Source organism: Xenorhabdus aichiensis (assembly GCF_028598775.1).
Lineage (GTDB): Bacteria > Pseudomonadota > Gammaproteobacteria > Enterobacterales > Enterobacteriaceae > Xenorhabdus > Xenorhabdus bovienii.
This window is the reverse complement of the sequence record NZ_JAQRFO010000011.1, coordinates 24,080-35,529: the sequence shown is the minus strand read 5'-3', so window position 1 is coordinate 35,529 and position 11,450 is coordinate 24,080. Positions and strand designations below refer to the sequence as shown.

Genomic DNA, 11,450 nt, shown 5'->3' with positions numbered 1-11,450 from the left:
TTGCAAACAGAGCCTGGAGGCAAACTCAATGGAGATGTTGTCAGGAGCCGAAATGGTCGTCAGATCGTTAATCGATCAAGGCGTTAAACATGTATTCGGTTATCCGGGTGGGGCAGTACTGGATATTTACGATGCCCTGCATACGGTGGGAGGAATTGAACATATTCTCGTTCGTCATGAACAGGGTGCTGTTCATATGGCGGATGGGTATTCCCGTTCAACGGGAAAAGCCGGGGTTGTTCTAGTGACATCCGGGCCAGGAGCAACCAATGCTATCACGGGAATTGCAACGGCTTACATGGATTCAATCCCGATGGTGGTTTTGTCTGGTCAAGTTGCCAGCTCCCTGATAGGTAATGACGCGTTTCAGGAATGCGATATGGTGGGAATTTCCCGTCCCATCGTTAAACATAGTTTTCTGGTGAAAAAAGCAGAAGATATTCCAAATACGATTAAGAAAGCCTTCTATTTGGCGACAACTGGCCGTCCTGGTCCGGTTGTTATCGATTTTCCCAAAGATACCGTCAATCCGGCACTGAAGTTTCCGTATGTTTATCCGGAAAAAATCAGCATGCGTTCTTACAACCCCACCGTTCAGGGGCATAAAGGGCAGATTAAACGGGCGTTGAAAACTCTGCTGGATGCGAAAAAGCCGGTGATCTACGTGGGTGGCGGTGCCATCAATTCGGCATGTTCATCAGAGTTGCTGAAATTGGCTGAACGTTTGCACATTCCGGTCGTCAGTTCGTTGATGGGGCTGGGCGCTTTTCCTGCCACCCATCGTCAAAGTCTGGGAATGCTGGGAATGCATGGCACGTTCGAAGCCAATAAAGCGATGCACAATTCTGATTTGATTTTTGCGGTGGGTGTGCGTTTTGATGATCGAACAACCAATAATTTGGAAAAATATTGCCCAGAAGCCACTGTACTGCACATTGATATCGATCCGGCCTCTATTTCAAAAACTGTGTCGGCGGATATTCCCATCGTTGGGGATGCCAAACAGATACTCGGCCAAATGCTGGAATTGATGAATACTCTGGAAGACACTCAGGACCCGGATGCATTGAAAGATTGGTGGCTTTCCATCGAACAATGGCGTAGCCGCAAGTGCCTTGGTTACGATCGCACCACCGCGAAAATCAAGCCACAGGCCGTGATTGAAACACTTTACCGTCTGACTGAAGGCAAGGCGTATCTCTCGTCAGATGTGGGTCAGCATCAGATGTTTGCCGCACTGTATTATCCCTTTGATGAGCCGAGGCGTTGGATCAACTCTGGTGGTTTGGGCACGATGGGATTTGGCTTGCCAGCCGCGCTTGGGGTGAAGCTGGCAAAACCCGATGCGACAGTCGTGTGCGTGACAGGAGATGGCAGTATCCAGATGAATATTCAGGAATTATCCACTGCATTGCAGTATGGCTTGCCTGTTCTGGTGCTGAATTTGAACAACCGTTTTCTGGGTATGGTGAAACAGTGGCAGGACATGATTTACGCGGGTCGTCATTCTCAATCCTATATGGAATCGTTGCCTGATTTTGTCAAATTGGCAGAGGCTTATGGTCATATTGGTGTTTCTATCCAAACCTACGAAGAGCTGGAAGATAAACTGGCTCAGGCTCTGCATGAAGTCACTAAAAACCAGCGGCTGGTTTTCGTTGATGTCACCGTTGATGAAACAGAACACGTTTATCCAATGCAGATCCGGGGTGGAGCAATGGATGAAATGTGGTTAAGCAAAACAGAGAGGACCTGATCATGCGCCGGATTTTGTCTGTATTACTTGAAAACGAATCGGGAGCGTTATCCCGCGTAGTTGGCCTGTTTTCTCAACGTGGCTATAACATTGAAAGCCTGACCGTCGCCCCTACGGAAGATCCAACGCTGTCACGCATGACTATCCAGACCAAGGGTGATGCCAAGGTATTAGAGCAAATTGAGAAACAACTGCATAAGCTGGTGGATGTTCTGCGGGTCAGTGAATTGACCGCAGGTGCTCATGTTGAACGTGAGATCATGCTGGTGAAATTGCAGGCCAGTGGCCATGGACGAGAAGAAATTAAGCGCAGTACGGATATCTTCCGTGGGCAGATTGTTGATGTGACGTCAACACTTTACACCGTCCAATTGGCAGGAACGAGTGAAAAACTGGATGCGTTTCTTGATGCTGTGCGCGATGTTGCTGAGATTCTGGAAGTGGCACGATCGGGCATTGTTGGCATCGCTCGCGGGGATAAAATTATGCGATGAAAAATCGCAATCTGCGGGTTAATATACAGATATTTAACGAACCCTACTGTAAAGTAGGGTTTTTTCATCATCTTACTGAGGGATTAATGTGAAACTGGATGAGATCGCCCGCTTAGCAGGGGTTTCACGTACTACGGCCAGTTATGTTATCAATGGTAAAGCCAAGCAGTACCGGGTCAGCGATAAAACAGTAGAAAAAGTGATGGCGGTGGTCAGAGAGCACAATTACCATCCCAATGCTGTTGCTGCCGGTCTTCGGGCGGGGCGTACTCGTTCAATTGGCTTAGTGATACCGGATTTGGAAAACACGAGCTATACCCGAATTGCCAACTATCTTGAGCGTCAGGCACGGCAACGTGGATACCAGTTATTGATCGCATGTTCTGAAGATCAGCCAGATAACGAAATGCGCTGTGTTGAGCATCTTCTGCAACGGCAGGTTGATGCCATTATTGTTTCCACTGCTTTGCCTCCTGAACATCCTTTCTATCAGCGTTGGACAAATCGTTCATTGCCAATTATTGCGCTTGATCGTGCATTGGACAGCGAACACTTTATCAGCGTTGTGGGGGATGACTTCGAAGATGCGAAAATGCTGGCACAGGAGCTGCGTCAATTTCCGTCAGAATCTGTTCTTTATCTGGGAGCATTGCCTGAATTATCGGTCAGTTTCTTACGTGAACAGGGGTTTCGTGAAGCATGGGAAAGTGATCAGCGTGAAGTGAACTACCTGTATGCGAACAGTTATGAACGTGACGCAGCGGCTGAAGTCTTTGCTTCATGGCTGGAAAACCATCCTGTACCTCAAGTACTTTACACAACCTCATTTGCCTTGCTGCAAGGCGTCATGGATACCCTCCTTAAGCGCAGTGGCCGGTTACCTGAGCAGTTGGTCATTGCCACGTTTGGTGATCATGAATTACTTGATTTCCTTGAATGTCCGGTGCTGTCCGTCGCACAACGCCACCGTGATGTGGCTGAATGTGCCCTTGAACTGGTATTGGCTAGTTTGGATGAAAAAAAGAGGCCAGAGCCAGGAATAACTCGAATGCGTCGTCATTTATGCCGTCGTGGAAGCCTGAGTAGAAAAGCGTGATTGAGTACCCTCATTGAACATGAGGGTGCCTTATTAATACGATCAAACTCTTTGAAATACGTTTGCTAACGTAACTTTAAGACTATTCTGACTAAAATTCTTTTGAACAGAGTTTTATGACCTGAAAATCCGATAACTTGTTACTAAAAATGGCAAGGTGAATGATCTGCACGTAAAGTCAGACGATTTACATCGTTTACTCCTGTGACGGAGGGATTTTTTTATTGATTTGATATTTAATGATTTTTTATCCCTAATAGTCATTAAATTTCAATTAGTTATTATTTTTTGTGGTGTTATAACTTAAATGTATTTTTATTACTAATAGATTTCATTTGGGTAACAATTAGTCTGTAATGAGACTTTAGTTACATAAATTAATTTAAGTGGTAATTATTTAACCTAAATTTTTTTTCTAAGAATATACTCTCCATCGTGGTTAATTTATTTAAAATTATCATAGTGTTATCTATTATTAATATTGCCAAATCTGAAAAATCTCTCTTCTTCTCTCTAAAATCTTTCTGTAAATCTAGCTAAAGCACATGGGCTCTGGCTTGACAAGGTTTTCATACCATCCGTAAACTCTTAATTGTGGTGATTTGTGGGATAATGTGGAGATTTTTACCATCAAGGGGTAACCTGAGTATGTTTCGTGGAGCAACACTGGTTAATCTCGATAGTAAAGGGCGACTCACTGTACCTGCCCGATATAGGGAAATGCTGAATGAGGAATCTAAAGGTCAAATGGTTTGTACCATTGATCTCCATCAGCCGTGCCTGTTGCTTTACACATTACCCGAATGGGAAATCATCGAAGAAAAGTTATCTCGCCTATCCAGCATGAATCTAGCCGAACGTCGCGTTCAACGTTTGTTATTGGGGCACGCCAGTGAATGCCAAATGGACAGTGCAGGGCGCCTTTTGTTAGCCAATACACTGCGGCAGCACGCAGGGTTAACAAAAGAGGTCATGCTGGTTGGGCAATTTAATAAATTTGAATTGTGGGATGAGCAAGCCTGGTATCAGCAAGTACAGAATGATATTGAGACTGAACAATCCACACAAGAACCTTTATCAGCAAGGCTACAGGATTTATCACTATAAATATGGCAAATAGTCATTATAAGCATACCAGTGTATTACTGGACGAAGCTGTCAATGGACTGAATATCCGAGAAAATGGAATTTATATTGACGGAACATTCGGGCGAGGAGGGCATTCTCGCCTGATTTTGTCTCAATTAGGGGCAGATGGGCGTTTAATTGCAATTGATCGCGATCCGCAGGCAATTGAAGCGTCGAAAGCCATTACTGACCCGCGTTTTTCCATTACTCATGGGCCATTTTCCGAATTGGCTACCTATATAGAAGAAGCGGGACTGGTTGGAAAAATTGATGGTGTGTTGCTGGATTTAGGGGTTTCCTCCCCACAACTGGATGATCCTGAACGTGGTTTTTCATTTATGCGTGACGGGCCACTGGATATGCGAATGGATCCTACCCGAGGGCAATCGGCCGCAGAGTGGCTGATGAAGGCCGAAGCCGATGATATTGCATGGGTACTGAAAACCTTTGGCGAAGAACGTTTTGCCAAACGTATCGCGAGAGCCATCGTAGCTCGCAATCAGGAAGGGTCAATCACGCGAACCAGAGAACTGGCGGAATTGATTGCTCAGGCAAGCCCGGTTAAGGAAAAGCACAAGCATCCAGCGACGCGCAGTTTTCAGGCTATCAGGATCTACATTAACAGCGAACTGGAAGAAATAGAACGCGCATTGAATGGCGCGTTGCAGGTTCTGGCACCGCAGGGGCGATTATCAGTCATCAGTTTCCACTCGTTGGAAGATCGCATTGTGAAGCGTTTTATCCGGCAGCATAGCCGGGGGCCACAGGTTCCAGCCGGTTTACCTCTCACTGAAGCGCAGTTAAAAGCTCAGGGGGGACGCAGCCTGAAATCAATTGGCAAACTGAAGCCTTCAGAGGACGAAGTGGCAATAAACCCAAGAGCGAGAAGCTCTGTGTTGCGATTTGCTGAAAAGGCAGGTGAGTAAATGGCAGGTGAGCGTCATGGATTAGTGGGGGTCATTGGCCGGGATTTAATCCGCAATGCCAAGATCCCACTGGTTTTGCTGGTAGCGGTAATCATTTCAGCCGTCAGCGTTGTGACGGTTGCCCATAAAACCCGCTTATTGATAGCGGAAAAAGAGCGCTCGGCGATTGATTTTGATTCTCTGGATATTGAGTGGCGTAACCTGCTCCTTGAAGAGAATGCCCTAGGTGATCACAGTCGTATTGAAAATATAGCGACTGAAACATTGCATATGCAACATGTTGATCCAGCGCAAGAAAATATTGTGATAACTCAATAAGTTCAGTTGACAACTAAAAGGTAGGCGATGAAAGCTACACGCTCTTTAAAGTTGAAGAAGCAAGAAGATAAAGCCAGTTTTGTAAGCTGGCGCTTTGCTTTGCTGTGTGGGGGCATTTCGTTTGCTTTGTTCGGGCTTTTGATTCGTGTTGCTTACTTGCAGATTATCAATCCTGACCGTTTGCTAAAAGAAGGTGACTCCCGTTCCTTACGTGTCCAGTCCATTCCGACTACTCGCGGTATGATAACCGATCGGAATGGGCGGCCTCTGGCTGTCAGTGTACCGGTTGATGCAGTTTGGGCTGACCCTAAAGAAGTCTTTGAAAAAGGCGGCATAACGGATGATACGCGCTGGCAAGCATTGGCTGACACGCTTTCCATACCGCTTAATCAACTGACCCGTAAAATTCAGGATTATCCACAGGGGCGTTTTGTCTATCTTGCCCGTCAGGTCAATACCTCCATTGGTGATTATGTCGAAAAATTAAGATTGCCTGGCATCTATTTGCGCCAAGAGTCCCGCCGTTATTATCCGGCAGGGCAGGTGACCGCACACATTATTGGCGTGACCAATATTGACGACAAAGGCATTGAGGGAGTGGAAAAGAGCTTCGACAGCTGGTTGACGGGTAAGCCGGGGAGCCGAATTGTCCGCAAGGATCGTACTGGACGGGTCATTGAAGATGTTTCGTTCACTGACAGTCAGGCTGCCCACAATCTGGCTCTCAGCATTGATGAGCGTCTCCAGACTTTGGTCTACCGTGAACTGACCAAGGCAGTGATACTTAATAAGGCTGAATCTGGTACGGCCATATTGATTGACGTAAAAACCGGCGAAGTTCTGGCGATGGCAAACAACCCATCCTATAACCCGAATAATCTGGCGGGAACGCCGCAAGATGCGATGCGTAACCGTGCCATCACGGATATTTTTGAACCCGGTTCTACGGTAAAACCGCTAGTGGTGATGAGTGCGTTGAATCTTGGCATTGTTAAAGAAAATTCGGTGCTGGATACCAAACCTTATCGATTGTCGTATGGCGCACGTTCGCATCAAATCAAAGACGTTGCCCCGCGTGCTGAATTAACCATCACTGGGATTTTACAGAAGTCGAGTAACGTGGGTGTTTCTAAACTGGCGTTAGCGATGCCTGCCTCGGAGCTGGTAAATGTTTATTCCCGCTTTGGGATGGGAAAACCGACCAATTTGGGGCTGGTCGGAGAAAGTAGTGGCATATATCCAAAAAGAGAACGGTGGTCAGATCTTGAGAGGGCCACCTTTTCTTTCGGCTACGGGCTGATGGTAACACCGTTACAGTTAGCGCGAGTCTATTCAACGATAGGCAGCTTTGGTATCTATCGCCCGCTGTCAATTACCAAAGTAGACCCTCCTATACCGGGAACCCGCGTGTTTCCTGAACCTATTATGCGCACCGTTGTTCACATGATGGAGAGCGTGGCACTACCCGGCGGCGGCGGGGTACGCGCCGCGATAAAAGGTTATCGTATCGCAATCAAAACGGGAACGGCGAAAAAGGTGGGGCCGGATGGAAAATACGTTAACAAATATATTTCCTATACCGCAGGGATTGCCCCTGCAAGTAATCCACGGTTTGCATTGGTTGTGATCATCAATGATCCACAAGCCGGTAAATATTATGGCGGTGCGGTTTCAGCGCCCATCTTTGGCACCATCATGAGTGGTGTTTTACGTACGATGAACGTTGAACCCGATGCACTGCCTGCGGATGATAAAAAAGAATTTGTGATTGATAATAAAGAGGATAAAAGTGGCAGATCGTAATTTACGCGATTTACTGGCTCCATGGGGTGTTGATACACCGGAGCTTCCGCTGCGCGAAATGACATTAGACAGCCGTAAGGCGGCTGCCGGAGATCTGTTTGTTGCAGTTAAAGGGCACCAGACAGATGGCCGAAAATATATTCCTCAAGCCATCGCTCAAGGTGTTGCCGCGGTGATTGCAGAAGCGAAGGGAAAAACGGATAACGGCACCATTCAAGCAATGCACGGTGTTCCAGTTATCTATCTGGATGATCTCAATAATAAACTGTCAAAATTGGCAGGCGAATTTTACCAGCATCCGGGTAATAAACTGAAACTCGTCGGAGTCACTGGAACCAACGGCAAAACCACGACGACACAATTGCTGGCACAATGGAGTCAGGGTCTCGGGGAAATCAGTGCCGTAATGGGAACGGTAGGAAATGGCCTGCTGGGAATGATAGTTCCAAGTGAAAATACCACGGGTTCCGCCGTTGACATCCAGCTCGATTTACAGCAGCTCGTTAATCAAAAAGCCACTTTTGCCGCGATGGAAGTTTCTTCACACGGTCTAGTGCAGGGGCGAGTGGCAGCCCTGCCGTTTCAAGCCGCCGTTTTTACCAATTTAAGCCGTGATCATCTTGATTATCATGGTGATATGGAAAATTACGAAGAGGCCAAATGGTTGTTGTTCAGCAGCCATGATGTAAAACAGAAAATCATTAATGCCGATGATGACGTGGGGCAAAAATGGCTTGCCCGCTTATCAGAAGCGGTGGCCGTCACGATGGAAAATCGCCTGCCGGAAAATTGGTCAGGGCGCTGGTTATCCGCCAGTGACGTCCACTATCACGACAAAGGTGCATCCATTACGTTTACCTCTTCTTGGGGGCAGGGAACGATAAACAGCCCTCTGATGGGCGCGTTCAATGTCAGTAATCTGCTGCTGGCACTCGCTACCTTGCTGTCACTGGAATATCCACTGCAAAAACTACTGGAAACCGCTTCCTGTCTGGAGCCTGTCTGTGGGCGCATGGAAGTCTTTGCTGCGCGAGGTCGTCCGACGGTCGTGGTGGATTATGCCCATACACCTGATGCTCTGGAAAAAGCCCTGTCTGCGGCACGATTGCACTGCAAAGGCCAACTTTGGTGTGTGTTCGGCTGTGGTGGTGATCGGGATAAAGGTAAGCGTTCATTGATGGGTGGTATCGCCGAGCAGGGCGCTGATCGAGTGGTAGTGACTGATGACAATCCCCGCAGTGAAGAACCCCATTCTATTGTTGAAGATATTCTAACCGGTTTCATCGATCCGGGTCGGGCGATGGCGATTCACGGGCGTGTTGAGGCGGTGACCAGTGCCATTATGCAGGCTGCTGAAGAGGATGTCGTACTGGTGGCGGGTAAAGGTCATGAAGATTATCAATTAGTAGGTAGCCGCCGTTTAGATTACTCAGATCGTCTGACCGTTGCGCGTCTGCTGGGGGTAATTGCATGATCCCGCTGACACTCAAGCAATTGACAGAGCTGACAGGCGGCGTGCTATATCACATTTCCGAACAGCAGGCGGCTACTTGCCAAATCAATACCGTGGAAACTGATAGCCGCAAAATGGTGCATGGAGGACTGTTCATTGCCTTAAAAGGGGAAAAGTTCGACGCTCATGATTTCGTGTCAGATGTCGCGAAACTGGGAGCCGGTGCTTTGTTGGTCAACCGCTGCCTTGAAATTGACTGCCCTCAAGTGGTAGTGGAAGACACCCGTTTGGCGATGGGCAAACTGGCGGCTTGGGTTCGCCAGCAAAGTAAAGCACGGATAGTGGCATTGACTGGCTCATCGGGCAAAACGTCGGTCAAAGAGATGACGGCGGCGATTCTGCGTCAACGCGGTCATACCCTTTATACCGCAGGTAACTTCAATAACGATATTGGCGTGCCATTGACACTGTTCAGGCTGACGGAAGCACACCAATTTGCCGTGATTGAGCTAGGTGCCAATCACATTGGCGAAATCGCCTATACCGCTGAAATGACCCGTCCTGAAAGTGCGCTGGTGAATAACCTGTTTGCGGCTCATCTGGAAGGCTTCGGCTCTTTGGCGGGGGTTGCTAAGGCAAAAGGCGAAATTTTTGCAGGGCTTTCATCAGCAGGAACCGCCATCATCAATCTCGATAGCAATGATTGGGCACATTGGCAGCAGGGTATGAGCGAACCGCAGGCTGTATGGCGGTTTTCTGTTTCACCTGTGCCAGAAGCTGACTTTTACGCCACTGACATTCAGGAGCAACCGCTGGCAACGAGTTTTTGTCTGCATACACCGATTGGAAATATCGAGGTAACACTGCCACTGCCAGGGAAACACAATATTGCCAATGCATTGGCCGCCAGTGCGCTGGCGATCTCTGTGGGTGCTTCTCTCAGTGATATTCGTGCCGGGTTATTAGAACTGAAGGCTGTTTCAGGACGCTTATTCCCGATTCAACTTGCAAAGGGAAAAATCGTGCTGGACGACACGTATAACGCCAATATCGGTTCCATGATTGCTGCCGCCGATACCTTGTCACAGATGCCCGGTTATCACGTGATGGTCGTCGGCGACATGGGGGAATTGGGAGACCAGACTGTTGAGTGTCACCGTCAGGTTGGTGAAGCCGTGGCATCGACAAAAATAGACAAGATAATGAGCGTCGGTGAGTTCAGTTCTCATATCAGTGAGACAAGCGGCCGGGGGCAGCATTTCGCAAACAAGGCGGAATTAGTTGCAGCGCTGTTTCCTTTACTGGAGCAACACGAAATGATTTCCATATTAATTAAAGGTTCACGCAGTGCCGCAATGGAAGAGGTAGTGAACACACTGAAGGAGAACTTCCAATGTTAGTTTGGTTAGCTGATTACTTGGTTAAATATCACACAGTCTTTCACGTCTTCTCCTATCTGACGTTCAGGGCCATTGTCGGCTTACTGACTGCATTATTTATCGCATTGTGGGTGGGACCAACTTTAATCGGCTACCTGCAAAAATTGCAGATTGGTCAAGTTGTGCGTGACAACGGCCCAGAATCCCATTTCAGTAAGCGCGGTACACCGACAATGGGTGGGTTGCTGATTCTATTCTCTATCACCATGTCCATATTACTGTGGACGCGTCTGGATAACCCTTATGTCTGGTGTGTGCTAGCCGTTCTACTGGGTTACGGCGTGGTGGGATTTGTCGATGATTATCGCAAAGTCGTTCGTAAAGATACCAAAGGGCTGATTGCTCGCTGGAAATATTTCTGGCAGTCAGTTATCGCATTGGGTGTGGCGTTTGCCATGTACAGTATGGGTAAAGATACTGCCGCGACACAACTGATCGTGCCATTTTTCAAAGAAGTCATGCCACAACTGGGGCTGCTTTACATCCTGCTGGCGTATTTCGTGATTGTGGGAACCAGTAATGCCGTTAATCTGACCGATGGGCTTGATGGTCTGGCTATCATGCCAACTGTGTTCGTCGCAGCGGGTTTCGCCATCGTGGCATGGGCGATGAGTAACGTGAAGTTTGCCCTTTATTTGCACATCCCTCATTTAGTCCATGCGAGTGAGCTGGTGATTGTTTGTACCGCGATTGTTGGGGCTGGGTTGGGCTTCCTATGGTTCAACACCTATCCGGCGCAAGTTTTCATGGGGGATGTCGGTTCACTGGCTTTGGGCGGTGCGTTGGGAACTATTGCGGTTTTGCTGCGTCAGGAATTCCTGCTGATCATCATGGGCGGGGTATTTGTCGTAGAAACACTATCCGTCATTTTGCAGGTGGGATCGTTCAAGCTTCGGGGACAGCGTATTTTCCGCATGGCTCCGATTCACCATCACTATGAATTGAAAGGCTGGCCGGAACCACGCGTTATTGTGCGGTTCTGGATTATTTCCCTGGTGCTGGTACTGATTGGTCTGGCAACGTTGAAGGTACGTTAA

The 11,450-nt window shown here is 47.9% G+C and carries 10 protein-coding genes; all 10 read left to right on the top strand.

Annotated features, from left to right (window positions below; translation table 11 throughout):
- The first annotated feature begins 28 nt into the window (after nt 1–28).
- The 10 genes from ilvI (at nt 29) to mraY (ending at nt 11,450) form a co-directional block, all read left to right on the top strand.
- Nucleotides 29–1,756, top strand: coding sequence for an acetolactate synthase 3 large subunit (gene ilvI, locus PSI22_RS07145; protein ID WP_273579160.1), 1,728 nt, complete (start codon nt 29–31; stop codon nt 1,754–1,756).
- 2 nt (nt 1,757–1,758) lie between these two features.
- Nucleotides 1,759–2,250: an acetolactate synthase small subunit gene (ilvN, locus tag PSI22_RS07140; protein ID WP_273579159.1), complete on the top strand. Its 492-nt coding sequence runs from the start codon at nt 1,759–1,761 to the stop codon at nt 2,248–2,250.
- A gap of 88 nt (nt 2,251–2,338) precedes the next feature.
- On the top strand, nt 2,339–3,346 hold the full coding sequence (gene cra / locus PSI22_RS07135; RefSeq protein WP_273579158.1) for a catabolite repressor/activator: 1,008 nt from the start codon (nt 2,339–2,341) through the stop codon (nt 3,344–3,346).
- 648 nt (nt 3,347–3,994) lie between these two features.
- Nucleotides 3,995–4,453, top strand: coding sequence for a division/cell wall cluster transcriptional repressor MraZ (gene mraZ, locus PSI22_RS07130; RefSeq protein ID WP_273579157.1), 459 nt, complete (start codon nt 3,995–3,997; stop codon nt 4,451–4,453).
- Between the two features lie 2 nt (nt 4,454–4,455).
- Nucleotides 4,456–5,400 (top strand): 16S rRNA (cytosine(1402)-N(4))-methyltransferase RsmH, encoded by a 945-nt coding sequence (gene rsmH, locus PSI22_RS07125; RefSeq protein ID WP_038257630.1) that lies wholly within the window; start codon nt 4,456–4,458, stop codon nt 5,398–5,400.
- Nucleotides 5,401–5,718 (top strand): cell division protein FtsL, encoded by a 318-nt coding sequence (gene ftsL / locus PSI22_RS07120; protein WP_273579156.1) that lies wholly within the window; start codon nt 5,401–5,403, stop codon nt 5,716–5,718. It begins immediately after the preceding gene.
- A gap of 27 nt (nt 5,719–5,745) precedes the next feature.
- Nucleotides 5,746–7,521, top strand: a complete 1,776-nt coding sequence (gene ftsI, locus PSI22_RS07115; protein WP_273579155.1) for a peptidoglycan DD-transpeptidase PBP3 — start codon at nt 5,746–5,748, stop codon at nt 7,519–7,521.
- The gene (murE, locus tag PSI22_RS07110) at nt 7,508–8,995 is read left to right on the top strand and encodes a UDP-N-acetylmuramoyl-L-alanyl-D-glutamate--2,6-diaminopimelate ligase (RefSeq protein ID WP_273579154.1); all 1,488 of its coding nucleotides are present in this window, start codon (nt 7,508–7,510) and stop codon (nt 8,993–8,995) included. Before ftsI ends, murE begins: the two co-directional genes overlap by 14 nt.
- Nucleotides 8,992–10,374, top strand: coding sequence for a UDP-N-acetylmuramoyl-tripeptide--D-alanyl-D-alanine ligase (murF, locus tag PSI22_RS07105; RefSeq protein WP_273579153.1), 1,383 nt, complete (start codon nt 8,992–8,994; stop codon nt 10,372–10,374). The genes murE and murF overlap by 4 nt, the downstream gene beginning before the upstream one ends.
- Nucleotides 10,368–11,450 (top strand): phospho-N-acetylmuramoyl-pentapeptide-transferase, encoded by a 1,083-nt coding sequence (gene mraY / locus PSI22_RS07100; RefSeq protein WP_012989819.1) that lies wholly within the window; start codon nt 10,368–10,370, stop codon nt 11,448–11,450. The genes murF and mraY overlap by 7 nt, the downstream gene beginning before the upstream one ends.

Coding starts and splice junctions, on each gene's coding strand:
- ilvI (WP_273579160.1), top strand. CDS start 29: ATGGAGATGTTGTCAGGAGCCGAAATGGTCGTCAGATCGTTAATCGAT.
- ilvN (WP_273579159.1), top strand. CDS start 1,759: ATGCGCCGGATTTTGTCTGTATTACTTGAAAACGAATCGGGAGCGTTA.
- mraZ (WP_273579157.1), top strand. CDS start 3,995: ATGTTTCGTGGAGCAACACTGGTTAATCTCGATAGTAAAGGGCGACTC.
- rsmH (WP_038257630.1), top strand. CDS start 4,456: ATGGCAAATAGTCATTATAAGCATACCAGTGTATTACTGGACGAAGCT.
- ftsL (WP_273579156.1), top strand. CDS start 5,401: ATGGCAGGTGAGCGTCATGGATTAGTGGGGGTCATTGGCCGGGATTTA.
- ftsI (WP_273579155.1), top strand. CDS start 5,746: ATGAAAGCTACACGCTCTTTAAAGTTGAAGAAGCAAGAAGATAAAGCC.
- murF (WP_273579153.1), top strand. CDS start 8,992: ATGATCCCGCTGACACTCAAGCAATTGACAGAGCTGACAGGCGGCGTG.
- mraY (WP_012989819.1), top strand. CDS start 10,368: ATGTTAGTTTGGTTAGCTGATTACTTGGTTAAATATCACACAGTCTTT.